A 21,091-nucleotide genomic window follows, 5' to 3' on the forward strand; every position below is an offset into this window, starting at 1 on the left:
TGTTGCAACGCGGCTTCGCCGTTACGGTTGTTGACAACTTCATGTACAACCAGGCGTCGCTGTTGGACTGCTGCGCATACGACCACTTCAACATCGTTCGCGGCGACGTCCGAGATCGAACTCTGATAAAAAAACTGGTCGACAGCGCGGACATCATCATCCCCCTCGCATGCCTCGTCGGCGCTCCAGCCTGTGCGCAGCGCCCACAGGAAGCCGAATCGATCAACCGCGACGCGGTCAAAATGATCGTGGACCTCTCGCGCCCGGACCAGAAAATCATCTACCCCAACACGAACAGCGGTTACGGAATCGGCAACTCGGGCGAGTATTGCACCGAGGATTCGCCACTCCGACCGATATCGCTCTACGGAATCACGAAAGTGGAGGCGGAAAAGTACGTCCTCGAAAGCGGCCGCGGCATCTCCTTTCGCCTCGCCACGGTGTTTGGCGTCAGCCCTCGGATGCGGATTGATTTGCTCGTGAATGACTTTACCTACCGCGCCCTGACCGACCGGTTCATCGTACTCTTTGAAGCGCACTTCAAGCGCAACTACATCCACATCCGTGACGTCGCGTACGCCTTCCTGCATGCGATCGATCACTGGGATCAGATGAAAGGTCGAGCCTACAACGTCGGGCTCAGCTCGGCCAACCTATCCAAGATGGAGCTTTGTCTCGAAATCAAAAAGCAGATTCCGGACTTCACAATCATGGAGGCGCCGATCGGCCGGGATCCTGACCAGCGGAATTATATTGTCAGCAATGAGCGGATCGAGCGCACCGGCTGGATGCCCCGGTATTCCCTGCAATGGGGAATCGCCGAGCTGATCCGCGGCTATCAGATCATTCGGAAAAACCAGTACGCCAACGTGTAAACCGTCTCCAACGATGAAGGACCGCCGATTCAAACGCATCCTCGTCACCGGCGCGCACGGATTCCTGGGCCATCATGTCCTGCCCGAACTGAAGAACGCCTTCGACGCGGAATTTGTCTGCCCGACTCGCGCCGAATATGACCTGTTGCAGCCCGGCGTCCCCGAGCGGATGATGCGCGATATCCAGCCCGATTGCGTCGTCCACATGGCCGCCAAATCCGGAGGGATCCTCGACAACAAGAAACGGCCCGCGGAATATTTCTACGAAAACTTGGCGATGAATACGGCCATCTTCCACGAGGCGTGGCGGGCCGGCGTCAAAAAGTTTCTCACATTCATGGGTGGATGCTCCTATCCCGCAAATGCCATCTCGCCGATCGGCGAAGACCAGATGTGGAACGGCCTGCCCCAGATCGAGAGCGTCGGCTATTCCGTGGCGAAGAAGATGCTGCTGATCCAGTCATGGGCCTATCGCACCCAGTACGGATTCAACTCCGTCGTGCTGATTCCCGGCAACGTTTACGGCGAATGGGACAATTTCAATCTCGAGCAGGCGCACGTAATCCCGGCGATGATTCGCAAGTACATCGAGGCCAAAGAGGCGGGGCGCCCCTCGATCACTGCCTTCGGCACTGGGCGTCCGACTCGTGATTTCGTCTACGCCGGCGACGTCGCCAAAACCATCCCCTGGTTCCTCGCTCACTACGATTCGAGCGAGCCGGTTAACATCTCCGCCGGCCGCCGAATCTCGATCCGCGAACTGGCGGAAACCGTCAAGAAAGTCACCGGTTTCGAGGGCGAAATCGTTTGGGATACGTCCAAACCAGACGGGCAGATGGATAAAATTTTTGATGTCTCCAAACTCAGGAGCCTCGGCCTGTCCTGCGACACGCCTCTTGAAGAGGGCCTGCGGCGCACGACCAACTGGTTCCTTCACGCCCGCGAAACGGGCGAGGTCCGTCTGTGAGCCGGTCCGCGGATCTGATCGTGATCGGCGCCGCCGGATTCATCGGTTCGGCCGTCGCTGCTGAGGCAAAGGCCCGCGGGCTCGAAGTCATCGAGGTCACCCGCGAATCCTACCAGCCCGGCCTTGCCGCGCGGTGGCTCATCAATGCCAATGGCAACTCCAAAAAATTTCTCGCGCGCGAACAGCCGGCCCTCGACTTCGATCTGTCGGTCCGCTCAGTCATGCAATCTCTGCACGACTTTCAATATGAGAGATATTGCTTCCTCTCCTCGATCGACGTGTACGACAACGTTAGCGACCCCGCTGCCAACCGCGAAACAGCCGCCATCCGGCGCGACCGGCTCTCACCGTATGGCCTCCACAAACTGATCGCCGAGGACCTTGTCCGCGCTTACGCGCCGCGCCGTTTGATCCTCAGAATGGGCGGGTTCGTCGGGCCGGGCCTCCGGAAAAACAGTGTGTACGACCTGCTAAAAAACCTCCCGTTGCGCGTGCACCCCGACTCCCGCTATCAATACCTTCATACCCGCGAACTCGCCGCAATCGTCCTCGACCTTCTGGCCGGCGCGGTAGAGGATGACATATGGAATGTCGCGGGAGACGGCACGCTGTCGCTCCGCGAGATCGCGTCGTGGATACCGGGCGCGAAACTGCCCGAACCGGTCGGGTTTCCGGAGGTGTATGACGTGAACATCGAGAAACTCAAACGCTGGCGGGCCGTGCCCCCCACGTCCGAAACGGTTCGCCGATTCGTCGCCGACGTGCTCGCCGGCCGGGAGACGCTCGCATGATCATCTCGCGCACGCCTTTCCGCGTCAGTTTCTTCGGCGGTGGAACCGACTTTCCCGAATTCTACCGCGAACACGGCGGCGCCGTCCTCGCAACATCGATCGACAAATACTGTTACCTCGCCGTCCATTCGCTCGGCCCGTTTTTCCGCCATCGCATCCGCGTCAGCTACGCGCAGACCGAGACGGTGATTCACCCCTCCGAAATCCGGCACCCGCTCGTCCGCGAGTGCCTCGGCCTTCTCGGCATCGATTCGTGCATGGAAATCAGCCACATCGCGGACCTTCCCGGTCGGACCGGCCTCGGTTCCTCCTCGTCGTTCACCGTCGGCCTCCTCAACGCGCTCCACGCATTCCGCGGCGAAACCTGCACGCCCGCGCAACTCGCGCAGGAGGCGATCGTCGTCGAACGGGAACGGGTCGGCGATGCGGGCGGCCACCAGGACCAGTACGCCGCCGCGTTCGGCGGTTTGCGGCGATACGATTTCACCGCCGACGGCGTCCGGGAACGGCTGGTTCCGCTGGCGCCGGAAAGAAAGAAGGCTCTCAGCGACCGCCTTCTCATGTTCTACACCGGGGTGGAAAGCTCCGCAGAGGAAATCCTCCGCGAGCAGTCCCGCAACACCGCCCGCAACATCCCCGCCCTGCGAGAAATGCGCGCGATGGTCGACCACGCCGAACGAATCCTTACCGGTTCGGACGATCTCGAATCCTTCGGCCGCCTTCTTCACGCCGCCTGGCTCCACAAGCGGTCCCTCTCCTCGGGAATCACCAATGCAGCCATCGACGACGCCTATGACGTCGCCCTGCGGGCTGGAGCCATCGGGGGCAAACTGCTCGGCGCCGGCGGACGCGGCTTCCTGCTCCTATACGTCGAACCACATGCGCAGCCCGCGGTTCGCGACGCGCTCCGCCAACTCGTTGAAATCCCCTTCTGCTTCAGCGACACCGGCTCCCAGATCATCTTCCGCACGCCGGAGTCATGAGCGAAAAGCCCCGGCTGGCCTTCTGGTTCCGGTACGGCGCCGCGGAGCACGCCGAGTTGTACCACGCCCTCCCCCGGCTGCTGCAGGCCCTCTCCGAACACGTCGAGGTACATTACTTTGGCCCACAGGGCCGACGGCCGGACCCGGAATCCATCGCCCGCGTGGCCGTGCTGCACCGGGTGCCTTTTCGCGTGGACCGCACAAAGCACCGAGACAAAGTCGCCAAATACTTGCTCTGGCTGCTCTGGCTGCCATGGATCGGGCTGCAGTGCCGCCGACTCGGCGTCCGCGCGGTCTACATCGATGAAACTGTCCCACTCGCCGCGCCCCTCGCCCGGCTATTCTTCGGTCCGAACGTCGCCATCACCGTCGCCGACTTTTTCACCGACATCTACCTTTCCGGCGGCCCGATCCATCGCGCGCTCGCGCGCGCGATTCAGGCCCTGGATTGGGCGGCGTGGCGCAAGCTACCCCTCATTATCACGCGGGCCTGTAACACACGCGATTTCCTCGCCCGCCACGGCATTAACCCCGACCGCGTCGTTCCAATCTATGACCCTGTCGATGCTCGGCTTTACCACCCCGCCGATCGCGCCGCTGCTCGCGCACGCTTCGGCTACGGGGAAGACGACGTCGTCCTGGTTCACCATGGCATCCTCCACCCCAACAAGGGAAATGACCGCATATTCCGCGCATTAGCTGCCGCGCGAAGTCGACTGCCCAACGTCCGTTTCCTGCTCGTGGGGCATGGACCTGAATTCGAGCCGCTTCGCGCCCTCGCCCAAGAACTCCGAATCCAGGACATTGTTCAAATGACCGGATGGCTGCCCCGGCCGGAAGATGTGAACGTTGCGCTCAACGCAGGCGACATTGGCCTTGTCATGCGCGTCGGCCACCGCTCAGACGATTTCCACATGACCGGAGCGCTCGTCCACAACATGGCTGTCGGCCTGCCCATCCTGGCCGCCGACCTCGGCGGTGTCCGGGAGGTCGTGCGCGACGGCTATAACGGGTTTCTCTTTCCGCCCGACGATATGGACCTATTCACCCGGCGGCTCGCGGAGCTGGCGGCAGACCCTTCGCTCCGTGCCCGGCTCGGCAGTGCCGCGCTGGCCAGCGCAAGGGAACATTTCGATTTGGAAAAAGTTGTGCAACGCACTGTGTCCGCGTTGCTGCGACTTGTCTCCTGAAGGGCCTCAACCGGGGGATCAAACCGGAATATCCGGCGCAGGCGGGGGTCTCGGCGCATCGGCCGGCGCTTCGTCGAACTTGCGGGGCGCCAACCTCCCGCGACCCCGACCGGCCCGTCGACGCCGGCGACGCGGCGGACCGCCTGAATCGTCGCCCTGCCCCGCGGCGGCGCGCTTCCGTTCGCGATCGGACCGCTCCGCCGTTTGCTCCGGCGGGGGCGGAAGCACGAGCCAATCATCCTCGGGATGTGTACAGCTCAGCGTTTTGCCGATGAACTTCTCAATCGCCGGAATGTGGAACGACTCGTTTTCGTCTGCGAAGTTGATGGATGTGCCGCTCGCCCCAGCGCGGCCGGTGCGCCCAATTCGGTGCACATAGTCCTCCGGATCCTCGGGCAGGTTGTAGTTGACCACATGGGTCACGCCGTTCACGTGGATGCCGCGGCCCGCGACGTCTGTCGCCACCAGCACGCGAAACTCTCCGCGCCGGAAGCGCTCGAGGGTCCGGATCCGTTTCTCCTGCGCGACAGCGCCGGACAACAGCTCGGCGTCCAGTCCGTAGCGGCGCAGCCGGTTGAGAAGGGTCTCCGCCTCATCGCGCCGGTTCACGAAGCAGATCACCCGACGGGCGTTCTCTCGCGTGAGCAGGTTGTAGAGCAGCGCGAATTTCTGCTCGCTGGTGACAATGAAGGTCACCTGCTCCACGGTGTCCACCGCCACCTTCTCGGGCGCGATCTCGACGGTGACGGGGTCGCGCGTCCATGCTGCCGCCAGCCGCCGCACGTCGGGTGTGAGCGTCGCGCTGAAAAAAAGGGTCTGCCGGCGGTCCTTTGGCGGCGTCGAATGGACGATGGTGCGGACATCGGGAATGAATCCCATGTCGAGCATGCGATCGGCTTCGTCGATCACGAGAATTTCCACATGGCGTAGGTCGAGGTCGCCGCGCCGTTTGAAATCGATGAGGCGCCCCGGCGTGGCCACAACGATATCGACGCGCTCCTTGCGCAACTGATCTCGCTGTTTCTCGTAGTCCATACCGCCAAAGACCGCGAGCGAGGAAAACGGCACATACCGGCCGAGCGCCCGTGCGTCTTTGTGAATTTGCAGGCACAGCTCGCGGGTCGGTGCGAGGATGAGGGCGCGCGGCGCTCCGGACTTCGCTGGCAGGGCCGGGGCCTCGCGAAGTAGGCGGGTGAAAATCGTGATCAGAAAGGCCGCGGTCTTGCCGGTTCCTGTCTGCGCCTGCCCAAAGGCGTCACGTCCGGAGAGAGTATGCGGAAGGATCGCCGCCTGGATCGGCGTGCAGTACATAAACTGCAGATCCGCAATGGCGTGGAGAATCTCGTTGGGAAGGTTTAGGTCGTGAAATCGCGTTTTGCCCTCGGCGACGGGGACCTGGAACATACTCGGATCCCAGGCGACCGCCGAAGGAGCCGCATCGAGAGACGGGGCGGCGGAAATCGACGGCGCCTCCGCCGCGTTGCCGCGCCGACGGCCGCTGGGCTTGTTCATTCGGGAGGATTCGGGGACTTGCGCGGGAGTGGGCTTCGGTTGAACTTCTGGGACCGATGGCGCAGATTTGACCGTGGAAGTTGCGCCGCGAAGGCGCCGGATGACCTGCTGAATCAGTTTTCGGACCATGAAATGACTTTCGAACGCAATGCCGTAGAAAGGATACCCTCAAATGAGGCGTCTGATCCAATGACGGCCGCCGCGAAATACGGCAAAAACCCCTTGGATTGCATTGTATTATATGACGGCGCCTGTGGATTCTGCAACAGGGCGGTTCGGTTTGTGCTCGCCCACGAACGACAGCCCTGGTGCCGTTTTGCCGCGCTGCAATCGCCCGCCGGCCGCGAACTCGTCCGCGCCGCCGGCCGGGACCCAGACCGGCTGGACACCCTCTACCTCTGGACTGGGAAAACCCTCCTCGAACGCAGCGACGCCGCCTTGGCGATCGCCTACCACCTGCGCGCCCCGTGGCGCTGGCTGACCGTCTTCCGGCACCTTCCCCGCCGCTGGCGGGACGCCCTCTACGATGCATTCGCGCGCCGGCGATACCGCTGGTTCGGGCAACAGACCACCTGCCTGCTCCCCGCCGGCGCGAATCCAGCTCGCTTTCTCACCCAGCCCGTGGACCCGTCACCGCAGGTAGACCCAGCCGCTCCGCACGGCGCCCGCTGATGCCCGGCCCGAACCCGGCCGGCCTAGCAGCTTTCCATCGCACGGAATTTCCATCGCATGGAAATCGCCGAAAAATTTTTTCCATTGCATGGAAATTTCCGAAAAATTTTTTCCATTGCATGGAAATTGCCGAAAATTTTTTTCCATTGCATGGAAACGGCATCTGGGGGACAGCCCTGAGAACTCCGGCGGGCCGGGCTTGAAAGGCGGTCCGGCGTGCTACAATGCGCGCGTGAGTCTCCAACTGAGCATCCTCGCGAGCGGCAGCAGCGGAAACTGCACGTTCGTCGCGTCGGGGCGGACCGCCATTCTGATCGATGCGGGCCTGAGCGCGCGCGCCATCGAGCAGCGCCTGGCAGCAATCGGAAAATCGCTGGATGAAATCCGCGCCGTGTGCGTTAGCCATGAGCACGGCGACCACACGCAAGGGCTGCGGGTGCTCTACCAGCGCACGGGCATTCCGCTCTACGCCAACAGCGGGACCATCGAGGCGCTTGAACGCCAGCCCGAGTTTGAGGGTTTGAAATGGCATGTTTTTACGACGGGGTGCGCGTTCGAGATCGGCGACCTGACGATCGAGCCGTTCGCGGTTCCGCACGATGCATATGAGCCGGTGGGGTTTGTGGTGTCGAATGGCGCGTCTCGCGTCGGGATCGTGACCGACATGGGGATGAGCACGTCGCTGATCCGCGAACGGCTGCGCCGATGTGCGGCCCTGGTGGTGGAGTCGAACCATGACGAGGAGCTGCTGCTGGAGGCGGATCGCCCGTGGCATTTGAAGCAGCGAATCCGAGGTCGGCAGGGGCACCTCTCGAACCGCGGGGCCGCCGCCTTGCTCGCCGAAGTGGCAGGTCCGGACCTGCGATATGTGTTTCTGGCGCATTTGAGCGAGGACTGTAACAGGCCCGAGCTCGCCTGCCGGACAGCGCGGGAAACGTTGCTGCAACTCGGGCACGGCCATGTGTGCGTGCAGGCCGCCTACCCAGACCGCCCGACGGAACTGTGCATCGTGTGAATCCACTCGACAACATACGGGTGGTTCTGGTGCGGACGATCTACGGCGGTAACCTCGGGGCGGTCTGCCGCGCGATGAAAAACATGGGGCTTTCCGACCTCGTACTGGTGAATCCGAACCCGGACATGGACTTTTACGACGCGCAGAAATACGCACTCCATGCCCAAGACGTGTTGGAGAACCGCCGGCAGGTGGCGAGCGTTCCGGAGGCGGTGGCGGACTGCTCAATCGTCGCCGCCACAACTGGACTCAAGGGGCTTTACCGAAGCCACGCGAAGACGCCGCGCGAATGGGCGCCTCGATTATTGGAATCCGCCTGCACTGGTCGGGTTGCGCTCGTTTTTGGGCCCGAGCACCACGGCCTCTCCAATGAAGAGATGCAATACGCCACGCTTCTGATCACGATCCCGAGCTCGCCGGCCTATCCGTCGCTGAACCTCGCGCAGGCGGTGATGATTTGCGCGTATGAACTATTCGTCGCCTCCGGCCAGTTCCAGCCGCCCCGCGAGATCCACCCCGAGGCGCCCGTTGTGATGCGAGAGCGTATGCTCAGCCTTTGGCGGGAGATGCTGCTGACGATCGGCTTCTGCGACGAAATCAAGATCGACCACATGATGATGGCGTTCCGCCGGATTTTCGGTCGGGGGTATTTGAGCGAGGCGGACGTCAACATCCTGATGGGGCTGGCGCGGCAGGCCATGTGGAGCGCGAAGCACACGCCGCAGGAGCGTCGACGCTCCAAGGCGGCAGCCCCAGCGGAGCCGTCGAGCTAGTGCAGGTGCTCTGGTCAAGTCGTCGAGAGGCGGCCTTCAACCTCGCCGCGGAGGATTGGTGGCTGGACCATTTTGCGACCGCGGGGCGCGCCCTTTTGTTCTATGTCAACGGCCCTAGCATCGTCGTGGGGAAAAATCAGAATCCGTGGCGGGAAGCCGCTACCGGCTGGGCCCGGCGCGAGGGCATAGCCGTCAGGCGGCGGGTCTCCGGCGGAGGCACGGTCTGGCACGACGAGGGAAATCTGAATTTCTGCCTCGTGCTGCCGAGGACGGAATATTGTCGGGACCGCGTCTTGGATCAGACCCTCGCCGCTCTCGCCTCCCTCGAGGTGGAGGCTGAAGTGGCTCACGGCAACAGCCTGTTTGTCCGCGGCCGCAAAATTTCTGGAACGGCGTTCTGCTATCGGGGGAACGCCGTAATGCACCACGGAACCCTCTTGGTGAATGCCGATCTGGAGCGGCTCCGCCGTGCGCTCCAGCCTGCCCTGCCGCAGGTCGAAACCCGCGCGATCGCTTCGCGCCCCGCGCCAGTTGCGAATCTCAGCGAATACACCGCACTCCACGACCTCACCGACATTGCGCGAGCGCTCGCCATCCATCTGGCGGGGACGGAAACCTGGAGAACGTTCGACCCGGCCGAATTGGATGGCCTCTGCCGAATGGCCGAAAAACATGCCGAGCAGGAGTGGATCTTCGGCGCAACGCCAGCCTTCTCGTGGATCCCGTTCGTTGGCGGTCCTCAGCTTCATGTCGAGAAAGGAGTGGTCACACGAGTGGATCGAGCTGATGGCGGATCGATCGAGCCGTGGTTTCCCACGCCCTTCTCGCCAGCCGATCTAGCGGCCGCACTTGCGCGGCACGATCCCGCATGGGCTGCCTCGTTGGCGGAATTCGACTGGTAGCCGAGTTGCCCTGGAGCTTCACGCCCAAAAACTACCAACCGCAGGGAAGCCCTTACGAGCTGGACGGGCTCGACGAGCTTCGAGCGGCAGAATCCGGCAGTGCCGCGGCAATCAGCGAACGTGCCGTAAACAAATCGAATGGTTTCTCGAGAAAGTAGACAGCCCCAAGCGCACGGAGCCGCGTGTCCAAATTGCCAATACTGTAGCCGGTCGTCACGACGATCGGACAATCCGGCCGGGCCTGCCGCAAAGCCATCACCAGTTCCGCATTTGAAGGAGGCGTCGGCAGGCACAGGTCCGTAATGATAAGCGATGGATTGTCCGAAGAGGCCAGAGCAAGCCCCTCAGCGCCGGTCGAGACCGAAACGGGCTCGAGCCCGACCATTTGCACCACACGCTCCAACAGCTTTCTCAACATCGGTTCGTCCTCGATGATCAAAACCTTGGACATGTTTCATCCCCCAGATTCTGCATCAATATACCCACTTAGACGGTGCAATTTCGATTCTCAAAATCGTCAAGAATCACACGCGCCGTCTCCATCGCATCGCGTCGGTTGTGCCCGATCAGGCCGCGCGCGCCTCTCTTGATCCAACCTACCGCATAAACCCCAGGCACAACGCGGTGATTTCGCGTGGGAATGACCCCACGGACTTCATCAAATGGAAGACCCGGAATCGGGCGCCCCCGATGGCCGATCGAGACGATCACCAGCCCCGCGTCCACCCGCTGCAGAGCGCCGGTGGGAATCGCGCGTTGCTCAAAAGGCTCCCCGTCGAGCCGGCAGATCTCGAGCGTAGCTTGCTTCACAGCATCGGAACCGGAAAACGCGATGGGGCGCCGTAGAAAGTCGAATCCCAGTTCAATTCTCGGCTCAGAGGGACGAGGCCGCGAGGCGAACTCCCTTAGCGCGGCGACCACCGCACGCTGCCGGTCTGATTGCGGCGCTGCCAGTTCCGCCTCATCCGCCGCGCTCGGCATGGCGACGATCGGATCGATGCGGAAGTCGATCCCGGCGAGGTCTCCGAACTCCCGAAGCTCGTTCTCGCCAAACGAGGACTGGACAGGACCTCGCCGACCCACCACTCGAATACGCCTCAGGCAATTTCGAAACATGCTTTCCCTGGCCCGGGGCGCAAGGTCAAACTGGGCGAGTTCTGCCGGCGTCCGGCAAAGGATTCGGGCGACGTCGAGCGCGACGTTGCCGTTTCCAACTATGAGGGCTTCTTCCACATCGAGCCGGATGTCGAGGCCGGAAAATTTGGGGTGTCCGTTGAGCCATCCCGCAAAATGAAGAGACGGCCACACGTTGGGCAACGTTTCTCCGGGGATATCCAGCGTTCGGTCGTCGGCCGCTCCGGTCGCGATTGCGACGGCGTCAAATCGGGCCCGGAGTTCGTCGAGGGACAGATCCCGCCCCACGCGGGCGCACGTGTGGAGTCGCACCCGGGGATGGGCCAGTATTCTCTCAAGGTGCAGCGCCACGCGGCGCGTGTGCGGGTGGTCCGGCGCCACGCCATATCGCACCAAACCGAAGGGCTCGGGCATCTGTTCAAAGAATTCAATTTCGATAGGGTGCGGGCTTTGGAGAAGTTCTTCAGCGAGGAACAAGCCCGCCGGTCCAGCACCGGCAATCGCCACCCGCCATCTGCGCGCAGTCATGCTGGGGATGATGACATAGCGGGCGAGGAGGGGTCAAAAAGCGATCGCGGCGACCTCACCGGGCCTGCCGCCGGTGAACAAGGATTTGTGAGCGAAACATTGCGCTCAAATCGTGAAAACACTGATCAGGTCGGGACGCCCGGCACGGTGAGTGCGCGACCGTTGTCCCGGGCCGAAATGCCGAGGATGAACGGGACCGCTCGCTGAGCCCATTCGGTGGGAGAGGGATAGTTTCGCGCATCGTCGCCCCAGCATTGCCGCAGCATGTCGGTGTCGATGATACCGGGGTTTAGGGCAACTGCCACTATGCCGCGCGGCAATTCCTGGGCAAGGGCCTGCGTCAGCCCTTCGACGGCCCACTTTGTCGCACAGTAGGGCGCGACATGGGCATCGGTCGACCGGCCCCATCCCGAGCTGAAATTGACGATGACCCCTCGTCGAGCAGCCACCATCGCCGGCACGAAAAAGCGGATCACAAAAGCCGAGCCGTTGATGTTGATGGCGGTGATCCGCGCAAACTCAGCCGGGTCAATCTCCCATAGTGGCGCTGGCCGAAGCATAATCGCCGCGTTGTTCACCAGGAGATCCGGCGGCCCGTGCGAGGCGAGCACGGCATCCGCCCACCGGCGCACGCTGTCGGCGTTCGACACATCGCAGACGTCGAAACGGTGCGGCGCGCCAAATCGGGCGCGGAGAGCGCTGATTCGGGCCGCATCGCGACCGCATCCGACTACCGTGTGGCCGCGGGCGATGAACCCTTCGGCCATCGCGAGGCCCAGCCCGCGAGTCGCGCCGGTAACAACAATCGTTCGAAAGTTTGCTTTCTCCATCGGCATTCGCTCTCGTGAAGCACGATTCGTATTGAGCGTGTTTGTTTTCAGAGCGTCAACGACCGATTCGAGCGCCCTGCAGCAAATCGCGACTTTCGCTTTCTCGCCCATTCGGGCATATTTGAATTCTTCATGGCTGACGTGTTCATAACCGGTGTGTTCGTCGAGGCGGACGCCGTGGAGTGGACCACCCTCCGGCGCCGTAAAGGGCAGATCGAGGTCGCCGAGCACCGGCGCCTGGCCCTCCCCACGGACAATGATGCGGCGCGCCAATCCGCCCTTGGCGCTGCCATCCGCGGCATGAAAGGCCCGATCGCGGTCGCTCTGCCCACGGAAAAAGCGCTGCTTCGCGCGATCCGCCTTCCCACGATCGACCTCGCGGAAATCCGCGACATGGCGGCCCTGCAGGTGGACAAATTTTCGCCCTTTCCGGCCGAACATATGGCCATCGGCCAGGAGGTTGTAGCGCAAGACCAGACCTCTTCCCTGGTGGTGGTGGCAGCGGCGTTGAACGAGCATGTCGAAGCCTGTGCCGAGACCTTTCGACGCGCAGCCCGCCTGCCGCGAGACTTAGATATATCGGTGTTCGGCTGGTGGCGGTTACTTCGCCAGGAAGGGCACCTCCCCGAAGATGGCTGGGCGCTTATTCTGCTGGCCGAAGGACCGAGAACCGAACTGCTCGCGATCCAACGGGGCGCACCGATTATCATACGATCCCTCGGACCAATCTCGGCGGCGGACCCCGCTTCCAGCGCTTTGGAATTCGCCGAGGAGATCGCCTACACGGTAACGCTGCTGGAATCCGAGTGGGGACTACCCGCTCCGGAACGACTTGAACTCTGGCGCAAAACGTCGGTTCCTGCCTCCTTTGTAGACACGCTTTCCGGCGCGCTCCCGTTCCGCGTGGAGCCTCGCATCCTGGACACCCTGCCGCCGCTCTCCGAAGGCATCGCCCGCCGGGCGCTGGAGAGGGGCCCGCATGTCCTGGATCTGGCGCCGTCCGCGTGGAAGGCGGCAATCGCCTCGAAACGCCTCCGTCGAAATCTCGCGGTAGCCGCGTGCGTCATGATCGCAATCTGGCTCGGGGCGGTCGGGTCGGTTGCCGCCGCGCTGAAAATCCGGCAGGGCCGCCTCGCCGCAGCGCAGGCAGAACTGGCCGAAATGCGCGCGCCGGCGCGCGCGGTGGAACAGCTGAAGGAACAAGTTCGTTCGCTCGAGCGGTACATGGATCCCCGGTATTCGCCGCTCGAATGCCTGCGCGAAATCAGCGAGCGGCTGCCGGCCGGCGTGGACCTCACCGCGTTCACCTACAAAAAGTTCGGGCAAATTTCTCTGCGCGGTGAAGCGGACCAGAGCGACCCGATCTATGAATTTTTCTCACAGCTTGAGAAATCCACATTGTTTCCCTCTGTGAAGCCCGAGGGCATCACGCAGCAGCAACGCGGCGGCAAGAACCGCTCGCAGTTCAAAGTGACCATCGAACTGCCGCCGGAGGCCAAATGACCCTTTCCCCCCGCGAGATGGTGCTGGCCGTGGTAACAGGCCTTGTCGCGCTCGCAGCCGGCACGTGGTATTTCGGCGCGCCCGCCCTCGAGTCGCTGAGCGAGGCGCGCGACCAGCTCCGCAAAACGCAGGACGAGATCCGTCTGGCCCGCCGGCTGATCGAGCAGCGCCCCGAGTGGGAGTCGCGCTACACTGCATTGCGCGCGCGGATCCCCCAATACGCGGCAACCGATCCGGTGACCGCCGACATGCTGCGCACCCTCAAGCGCCTGGCGGACGAATCTGGCGTCTCGATATCGCGCATGGAGCCCGACCGCGAGAGGACCACCGGCGATCTTTCGGAGGTGGCGATCGACTGCAGTTGGGAGAGCGAGCTGGAGCCGCTGGTCCGTTTTCTCTATGCGGTCCAAACCCACCCTGCTATGCTCGATGTCCGGCAATTGACGGTGACGCCCGCGCAAGGCAGCGCGGGCCGCATGAGAGGCAATGTGACGATACATTTCGCATTCAGCCGCGGGGCTGCCGCGGCTACCCGGTGATACGACGATGATTCGACCCCTTCGATCACGCTGGGCGCGCCGGTGCTATACCGGGCTGGTCATCTGGATCGCCGCTGGCTTGTTGCCGCCGGTCATTCGCCCAATCCCCGTGCTCGCCCAGCCGCCTCCGCCGCCGGCCGGGACAGCCGCGGGCAACGACCGGTTGATTCTGCTCAATTTCCGAGACTCCCCGCTCGACCAGGTGCTCGACTTCGTCGCGGAAAACCTTCTCAACCGCACCATCATCAAATCGCCCGGTCTCAACGCTTCCATCACGCTCAAGAGCCAGTCGCGCCTCACCGTGCGGGAGGCGCTCGAGGCAATCGAAGCCGTGCTGGCCATGAACAATATCTCCCTCGTGCCTATGGGCGAAAAATTCGTGAAGGTGGTACAGACCACCGCCGCCCGCCAGGAGGGAATGCCGCTCAATATCGCGCTGCCCGACACGAAGTTCCCCGAGAATGACAAGCTGGTCAGCCAGGTCATCACTCTCCGGCACGTCGAAATCAACGAGGTCACACCCATCATCCAGAGCCTCATCCACGGCTACGGCAAAATTCAGCCCCTGGAGCGCGCCAACAGCCTGCTGGTGACCGACACGGCGATGAATTTGGCGCGGATCATGGAAATCCTCGAGCTGATCGACCAGCCCGTGGAGTCCAAGGTCGAAACCCGCATTTACACCATCCGATTCGCGAAGGCCTCTGAAATCGCAGCGCGGTTGAACGACCTCATCGCGGATTCCCAGGCGAAGGAGGAAAAGCCGCGTGTGGACACGGCCAACATTCAGGTCCCGCCTGCCATCGCGGCCCTGCGCCCGCCGAAACCGGAGGGAGAACAGGCCGCTGCGGCCGCCGCGGCGGCCGCCGAACGCGGTGTAATCACCGGCAAAGTCCGCATCATCGCCGACGAGCGGACGAACATCCTTTTCATCATCTCGCGGCCGGAAAATTTCGTGTTTTTCGACCGCATCGTGGAAGTGCTCGACCGGCCGATCGATCCGGCCATCGCCGTCCGCGTCGTCGCGCTCGAATACGCCAAGGCCGAGGAAATCGCGGGCATCCTCAATGAATTCATTGGCGCGGCCGCGGCGGAGAAGGGCGCCGGCCCCCCAGCCGGCGTTCAGCCGCCGACCGGCGAAGCCGCCGATGCCCGCGGCCAGGCGCTCCGCGAATTCATCCAGCAACGGGTGGAAGAGCGCGCCGCTCGCGAGGCGGCCGAGGAAGGCTCGCCCGGCACATTTGGCCGCCTCTCGCCCAACACAAAAATCCTCGCGGATAAACGAACCAATTCGCTCCTGCTCATGGGGCGGAAGAGTGACCTCGATGCTCTGCTCGAGGTGATCGACAGCCTCGACATCATGCTCGCCCAGGTCCTGATCGAGGCGGTCATTCTCGAAATCAACTTGGGCAAGGATATTCAGTCCGGTGTCGACTGGCTCCAGCGCTCGGTCACCGCCTATCAGGACATCTCCCGCGGACCACGCGGAGGTTTGTCCACACGGCTGCCGGTTTACTCATTCGGAGGCGGTTCCGTCATGAGCGGCGGCTCCGGTTTCCGCGCCGGAAACAGCCTCCTAACCCAAGCGGACGGCAACGCGGCCCTCTCGTCCGGCACCCTCACTTATTATCTTACCTTCTTCGATCTCAACATCGACGCGATCATTCGCCTTGCCGCCAGTTCGCGCGACGCCCGAATCCTCTCAACCCCCGTGGTGCTCACCACCGACAACACGGAGGCCAAGATCAATATCGGCGAGGAGCGGCCGGTCGTCACATCCACCAGTACGACGGAAACCGGCACGCAAACGCAGAACTACCAATACCGCAACATCGGCATCGACCTGTCGGTTACTCCGCGGATCAATCCGCAGCGCTACGTCGTGATGGAAATCTCGCAAAAGGCAGACAATGTCGGCGGGTTTGAACTGATCAATGGCAACCGGGTCCCGGTGATCACCAAGCGCGAAATCAATGCGCAGATCGCCGTGCAGAGCCGAAACACGATCGTGCTGGGCGGCCTGGTCAGCACGGACAAGACGCGATCCCGAACCAAGGTCCCCCTGCTGGGCGACATTCCGCTGCTGGGCGCTCTATTTCGCTCCGATTCACGGGAGGAAGCCCGAACCGAGCTGCTCGTTCTTATCACGCCGTATGTGCTCATGACGCCTGAAGAGGCGCGCCAGGAGACCGTCCGCCTACACAAGGGATCTCATTCATCCAAGGTTCGCTGGCACCGCGACTGGTCGGACAGTGAGCTCCCGCGACTAACAGCCGCACAAACGGACCAGATTTTGCGCGATCGCCAGACCGTGGTCACGCCGGGTTTGGTGCGGGATCTGTTTGGCAGAGAATTATCCGAGACGCCCGCCCATTCACCCTCGGACAACAAACTGAAACCTGCGCCAGATATAACGCTCTCGCCCGAACCCGCAGCGGCACCAGATACTGATAAGAATAATGGCGCTGGAAACGCGGGGCCGGAAGACGGCCAGCCCAACCCGGACCTTTGAGCCGGCTGGGTCGACATATGGCATACCGGCTTCTGCTCATCCTCAGCCTTGGAATCGCCCTCGGTGCCGCCTGCAAACGCAAAACTACTTCTGAATCCGCCCCTTCGACTTCGGACTCCACGGCCTCTTCACCCACCGTCGCGGTTCTGACCCTCGAAGAGATCGCAGACCGTGCACCCGGGGGCCTGGCGCTCCACACTTATCAGATCGATCGCCTCGTCGCCCTGCTCCGTCAGAATGGGGTCGACGCCCATCATCTGCTCATCGGGGCGGACCGAACCGAGCCCGATATTCCGACTCAATTCGATGCCGCCGTTCTCATCGACACCCCTGAGCTGCGCGCCGGCGAGCTACACATGCTCGACTCCTTCGTGCGCGAAGGCGGGCGGCTCCTGATCATCGGACCCGTCGGGCCGGCTGCTCGACTGGCCGGCGTGCAGCCCCTATCAGACGAGCCGCGGGAACGCACCGGACGGTCTCGCGTCGCCCGACCCGGCCCGCCACTCCCCCCCACGCAAAATAGCGAGTTCGACTGGGGACCAGCCGCTCGGATGGCGTGGCCGGTTCGAGCTGATGGCGCTACTGTGCTTATGGAGGATCCGGATGGCGCTCCTGTCCTGACTGAACACCGTCTGGGAGCAGGAGTGGTCTGGTACAGCGCCATCCTTCCGCCCTCGCGCATGTTTGATGGATGGACTGGCGCCGAATCCTCTGCCACGCTGTATGCCTCTCTCCTTCAAACCGCCCCCGCCCGACGCCGACCCCCGCGTGCAGGCCCCCTCGAGCTCACTCTCTCCGTCAATCAGATCGCCTATGGGGAAGACGGATGGCCGGTCGTTGCAATCCTCCGCGCCCGAGGAGGCGACGCAACCACCCCGCTCACCGGCCTGTTTGAGGCGCGTCGAACGGATGGATCGGTTGCGCTCCGCGGCGAATTGACGCCAATCCAACCGCGCTGGCGGAGCCGACTGGCTGTTGCGGACCTATCTGAGCTGCCTGCAGGCGAGTTCACGCTGATCGTGTCTCTGAATTCTGGCGAGACGATCAGCGCGGACGTACGCCGTGATCGGTCGCATCTTGAGAACTATCTTTTACGGGAACTGGCAGCCTGGCTTGACTCGCTGGATTTTCGAATCCCGGTCGATGCGGCGGCTGCCCAGCCGCAAGCTGTCGAACACCGTGCCCTGCTCGCCTGGTCGCTTGCGCGCGCGATCGAAACCGGAAAAGCGCCCGAACGGTATCGGTGGGACATCGAGCGACTCGGCTACTGGTTGCGGGACGCTGCACCGCGCCTTGTGCGCGATCCGAACGCGCCACCCTCGACGCTTGCGGCCATCGCTGGCGGCCTCGCGCGCTCGCTGGCGCCCCTTCGGGAGCAGGTGAGCCTGCAACTCTCACGCGAGTTGCAGGTGGTGGCTGAACAGGCCCAGGCTGCGCTTGTCGCCCGGCGGCTGGACGACACGCCATCCATCGGCCAGCGGCTTTGGGCGGCGGCCGAACTGTACCGGGCAACCTTCATCCGGGAATACCGCACCGAGGCCGAGAATGCAGCTCGCCTTCTGTTCGGCCGCCAGATCGGGCCCGGCCATTCGGTCGAGGGCGACCTCTACGGGGAATTTTTTGCAGACGCTCTGAGAAGCCAACTTCTACCGCCCGATGCGACCCGCAGTGCGGCCGCGTTGGCGATTCTTGGCATAATCCGGCTTGAAGGCGCCATCGAACCGGGTCCCTTCAAGGACGATCTCAATGTTGTACTCAACCGTTACATCCGAGGGGTTCTCCTCGCCGGAGCGGCGATGAATCCGTACGGCGGGCTGCCCGCCGGTATCGAAGCAGTAGGGCCTCAGAGGCCGAGACCCGACAACCGCGGATTTCTGCCGCCGGAGAAAATTCGAGCCCGTACGTACCCGAGCGATCACGAATCCATCGCGCCTGGAGCCGAGGCGGTCCGTCTGCTGTTCGCGGTGGTTCTCCTCGAACGCGCTTCGGCCGCCGGCGATCCAGCCCTCGCCAAGATTGCCTGCCAACAGGTCAACCACCTGCTGGGGCTGAATCCGGAGAACCGTTTGCTGTGGTCGCATCGGCGGGTTCTCCAGGGCCTCATCGGACGAGGTCCGGAGGGCGTCCCCGTTTGGCGCCCCCCCTATTCCGAATCCGGTAGCGACCTGCCTGGCAACGCGTGGCTTCTCGCGCTGCACGCGCTGCTGCGCGAATCGATTTGATCTCCGGGCTTGTGCTAGGATGGCGTGGATGTGGCGCCGCACGCTATTTTGGAAATTGTGGCTGATCCTCGTTTCGCTAACCCTTTTGCTTTCCTGGATCCAAGCCGCCGCGCAACTGCCCCCGTTTGCAAACCTCCTTCTACTGGCCCTGATGGCGACCGTCGCCAGCGCAGCGACCGCCCGATTCCTCGCGCGCCCGCTGGATCAGATGCGTCGCGCCGCCCAGGCACAGGCGGCCGGAGAACCAAACGTGGAATGGCCCATCCCGACCACTCGCGAAATGCACAGCCTTTCCAACGCCGTCCAAACCATGGCCCTCAACCTGCAGGAAAAAATACACACCATCGAGGGCCTGCTTGCCGAGCAGCGCGCCATCTTTGAAAGCATGGCCGAAGGCCTTCTTGTCGTGGACACGAGAGAGCGACTGCTGGACGTAAACCGCGCAGCTCAGCAGATGCTCGGGATCGATCCGCAAACCTCGCGGGGCCGCGAATTCCTTGAAGTCGTCCGCAACACGCGCCTAGCCGAGCTGATTCGCCGAACGCTCCGCGGCAACGAGCAGGTCGTCGAGGGCGACGCCGTCCTGCTCGGCCCCCGGGAACGATATCTGCAGGTGCGCGGCACGCCATTACGTTCCGGCGCCCGGATCAAAGGCGCGCTCGTGGTGTTGTCCGACGTCACGCGCATCCGCCAGCTCGAGGCCGCCCAGCGTGAATTCGTCGCCAACGCCTCTCACGAGCTCAAGACGCCTGTCACCTCGATCAAGGGATTCGCCGAAACCCTCGCCGGCGAGGATATGGATCCGGAACAGATGCGACGCTTCACCAAAATCATCGCTCGCCACGCCGAGCAATTGGGCGCGTTGATCGACGACCTGCTCGAACTGACCCGCCTCGAGCACGAGGGCTCCGGGGCCCAACTGGAATGCAAATGGGTGCCCGTCCGAGAGGTCATCGAAAACGCGGTGGATGCCTGTGCCTCCGAAGCCAACCAGAAAAACATCTCCGTCTCGATCGATATTCCAGAGGAATTTTCCATCTCGGCGCACCCTCTGCTCTTGCAGCGCGCGCTCGTCAACCTGATCGATAATGCGATCAAATACAGCTCGGCCAACACCGGAGTCCGCGTCCGCGCGGAACGGGACGAGGGATCGGCAAAGATCCATGTGATCGACCAGGGCGTGGGCATTGCGCCCGAACACCACGAGCGGATCTTCGAACGCTTTTATCGGGTGGACAAATCCCGCAGCCGCAAGCTCGGCGGGACAGGATTGGGCCTTTCGATCGTCAAGCACATCGTGGACGCGCACGGCGGGAAGGTCACCGTCTCAAGCGCACCCGGCAAGGGCAGCACCTTCACCATAACGCTGAAATTGCCCCAAGGACCGGGGCCATAGCGTCGCACGCGGCACCGAAATTTCCATGGTCTGTAAAAACCTTGCGCGGCAGCTTCCATTGCATGGAATTCCCATACCATGGAAATTTCGCGCGTCACTCCAGGAAACGCGATTTGCCGAGAAACGGATTCCGGTTCGATTGGAGGATGCGGGCGCGCCGCACCCCGATACCGCGGCAACGCGTCCTCCGGCCTACGATCGTGAACTTGAGCGCAATTTTTCTACCCATTTAGCACGGACAGAGCTAGGATAATCGGAGAGGTCAGTAACGGAGAGCGCGCCATGGAAGGGGAAATTCGTTCAGCGGGTTCAACGGAAATTCGAGAAACGGACATCGTGTTTGAATGCCCGAAATGTGGCAAAAGCCTCGCGATCGACGAGCGAGGCGCCGGACTGATCGTCCGTTGCCCGCAATGCCAGGAGGATATCCAGGTGCCGGTTCCCGCTGAAGGGGCCGAGGGCGAAGGGGAGGCGGCCCAGGAGGCGCCCGCCGAAACTGAAAACGTCCTCGAATCTCTGCAAGCGGAAATCGCGCGACTGAACCATCGCCTGAGCGTGGAATCCGAGCGGCACAAACGGATCAGCGCGGAGCTGGGATTGATTCAGGCCGCCCTCGACCGGATCGTCGATATCCTCGCCGAGCCGCCATCCGAGCCGCCGCAGGCCTGATCTGTCGGCCGCGCTTTTTAGCCCAAACAGCTCATCCAGCAGGGCTGTGAACCCATTTATCCACAATTTGCTCAGCCT

Annotated in this window: 19 protein-coding genes; 15 read left to right on the forward strand and 4 right to left on the reverse strand. The window is 62.8% G+C overall.

Going from position 1 to position 21,091, the window contains the following annotated elements:
- Positions 1-2: 2 nt before the first annotated feature.
- From NZ740_06800 to NZ740_06820, 5 genes are read left to right on the forward strand one after another with little or no spacing between them, the layout of a single operon-like run.
- Positions 3-875 carry an SDR family oxidoreductase gene (locus NZ740_06800; GenBank protein MCS6771720.1) on the forward strand — a complete coding sequence of 291 codons (873 nt, stop codon included), beginning with the start codon at positions 3-5 and terminating at the stop codon, positions 873-875.
- A gap of 13 nt (positions 876-888) precedes the next feature.
- Complete coding sequence (locus tag NZ740_06805) at positions 889-1,842, forward strand: GDP-L-fucose synthase (protein ID MCS6771721.1); 954 nt, start codon at positions 889-891, stop codon at positions 1,840-1,842.
- Complete coding sequence (locus tag NZ740_06810) at positions 1,839-2,633, forward strand: NAD(P)-dependent oxidoreductase (GenBank protein MCS6771722.1); 795 nt, start codon at positions 1,839-1,841, stop codon at positions 2,631-2,633. Before NZ740_06805 ends, NZ740_06810 begins: the two co-directional genes overlap by 4 nt.
- The gene (locus NZ740_06815; GenBank protein ID MCS6771723.1) at positions 2,630-3,616 is read left to right on the forward strand and encodes a kinase; all 987 of its coding nucleotides are present in this window, start codon (positions 2,630-2,632) and stop codon (positions 3,614-3,616) included. Before NZ740_06810 ends, NZ740_06815 begins: the two co-directional genes overlap by 4 nt.
- On the forward strand, positions 3,613-4,806 hold the full coding sequence (locus NZ740_06820; GenBank protein ID MCS6771724.1) for a glycosyltransferase: 1,194 nt from the start codon (positions 3,613-3,615) through the stop codon (positions 4,804-4,806). Before NZ740_06815 ends, NZ740_06820 begins: the two co-directional genes overlap by 4 nt.
- Positions 4,807-4,824: 18 nt before the next feature.
- Here NZ740_06820 and NZ740_06825 read toward each other — a convergent pair whose 3' ends face one another.
- A complete protein-coding gene (locus tag NZ740_06825; GenBank protein MCS6771725.1) occupies positions 4,825-6,447 on the reverse strand; it encodes a DEAD/DEAH box helicase in 1,623 nt (540 codons plus the stop codon).
- Positions 6,448-6,507: 60 nt separating this feature from the next.
- On the opposite strand from NZ740_06825, the gene NZ740_06830 reads away from it, so the two are divergent.
- The 4 genes from NZ740_06830 to NZ740_06845 all read left to right on the forward strand — a co-directional run bounded on the left by NZ740_06830 (position 6,508) and on the right by NZ740_06845 (position 9,680).
- On the forward strand, positions 6,508-6,990 hold the full coding sequence (locus tag NZ740_06830; GenBank protein MCS6771726.1) for a DCC1-like thiol-disulfide oxidoreductase family protein: 483 nt from the start codon (positions 6,508-6,510) through the stop codon (positions 6,988-6,990).
- A gap of 232 nt (positions 6,991-7,222) precedes the next feature.
- The gene (locus tag NZ740_06835) at positions 7,223-8,005 is read left to right on the forward strand and encodes an MBL fold metallo-hydrolase (GenBank protein ID MCS6771727.1); all 783 of its coding nucleotides are present in this window, start codon (positions 7,223-7,225) and stop codon (positions 8,003-8,005) included.
- Positions 8,002-8,778: an RNA methyltransferase gene (locus NZ740_06840; GenBank protein ID MCS6771728.1), complete on the forward strand. Its 777-nt coding sequence runs from the start codon at positions 8,002-8,004 to the stop codon at positions 8,776-8,778. Before NZ740_06835 ends, NZ740_06840 begins: the two co-directional genes overlap by 4 nt.
- Entirely contained in the window at positions 8,706-9,680 is a 975-nt protein-coding gene (locus NZ740_06845) for a lipoate--protein ligase family protein (GenBank protein MCS6771729.1), read from the forward strand. The genes NZ740_06840 and NZ740_06845 overlap by 73 nt, the downstream gene beginning before the upstream one ends.
- A gap of 52 nt (positions 9,681-9,732) precedes the next feature.
- Here NZ740_06845 and NZ740_06850 read toward each other — a convergent pair whose 3' ends face one another.
- From NZ740_06850 to NZ740_06860, 3 genes are all read right to left on the reverse strand, one after another.
- On the reverse strand, positions 9,733-10,131 hold the full coding sequence (locus NZ740_06850; GenBank protein MCS6771730.1) for a response regulator: 399 nt from the start codon (positions 10,129-10,131) through the stop codon (positions 9,733-9,735).
- A gap of 35 nt (positions 10,132-10,166) precedes the next feature.
- A complete protein-coding gene (locus NZ740_06855) occupies positions 10,167-11,342 on the reverse strand; it encodes an FAD-dependent oxidoreductase (GenBank protein MCS6771731.1) in 1,176 nt (391 codons plus the stop codon).
- Positions 11,343-11,467: 125 nt separating this feature from the next.
- Positions 11,468-12,172, reverse strand: a complete 705-nt coding sequence (locus NZ740_06860) for an SDR family oxidoreductase (GenBank protein ID MCS6771732.1) — start codon at positions 12,170-12,172, stop codon at positions 11,468-11,470.
- 132 nt (positions 12,173-12,304) lie between these two features.
- On the opposite strand from NZ740_06860, the gene NZ740_06865 reads away from it, so the two are divergent.
- The 6 genes from NZ740_06865 to NZ740_06890 all read left to right on the forward strand — a co-directional run bounded on the left by NZ740_06865 (position 12,305) and on the right by NZ740_06890 (position 21,013).
- Complete coding sequence (locus NZ740_06865) at positions 12,305-13,675, forward strand: PilN domain-containing protein (protein ID MCS6771733.1); 1,371 nt, start codon at positions 12,305-12,307, stop codon at positions 13,673-13,675.
- Positions 13,672-14,214: a type II secretion system protein GspM gene (gene gspM / locus NZ740_06870; protein ID MCS6771734.1), complete on the forward strand. Its 543-nt coding sequence runs from the start codon at positions 13,672-13,674 to the stop codon at positions 14,212-14,214. The genes NZ740_06865 and gspM overlap by 4 nt, the downstream gene beginning before the upstream one ends.
- Before the next feature lie 7 nt (positions 14,215-14,221).
- The gene (gspD, locus tag NZ740_06875; protein MCS6771735.1) at positions 14,222-16,726 is read left to right on the forward strand and encodes a type II secretion system secretin GspD; all 2,505 of its coding nucleotides are present in this window, start codon (positions 14,222-14,224) and stop codon (positions 16,724-16,726) included.
- Between the two features lie 17 nt (positions 16,727-16,743).
- A complete protein-coding gene (locus NZ740_06880) occupies positions 16,744-18,948 on the forward strand; it encodes a glycoside hydrolase family 9 protein (protein MCS6771736.1) in 2,205 nt (734 codons plus the stop codon).
- A gap of 28 nt (positions 18,949-18,976) precedes the next feature.
- Positions 18,977-20,344 carry an ATP-binding protein gene (locus tag NZ740_06885; protein MCS6771737.1) on the forward strand — a complete coding sequence of 456 codons (1,368 nt, stop codon included), beginning with the start codon at positions 18,977-18,979 and terminating at the stop codon, positions 20,342-20,344.
- A gap of 282 nt (positions 20,345-20,626) precedes the next feature.
- On the forward strand, positions 20,627-21,013 hold the full coding sequence (locus NZ740_06890; GenBank protein MCS6771738.1) for a zinc-ribbon domain-containing protein: 387 nt from the start codon (positions 20,627-20,629) through the stop codon (positions 21,011-21,013).
- The last annotated feature ends 78 nt before the right edge of the window (positions 21,014-21,091 follow it).

It is taken from the genome of Kiritimatiellia bacterium (assembly GCA_025054615.1).
GTDB lineage: Bacteria > Verrucomicrobiota > Kiritimatiellia > CAIVKH01 > CAIVKH01 > JANWZO01.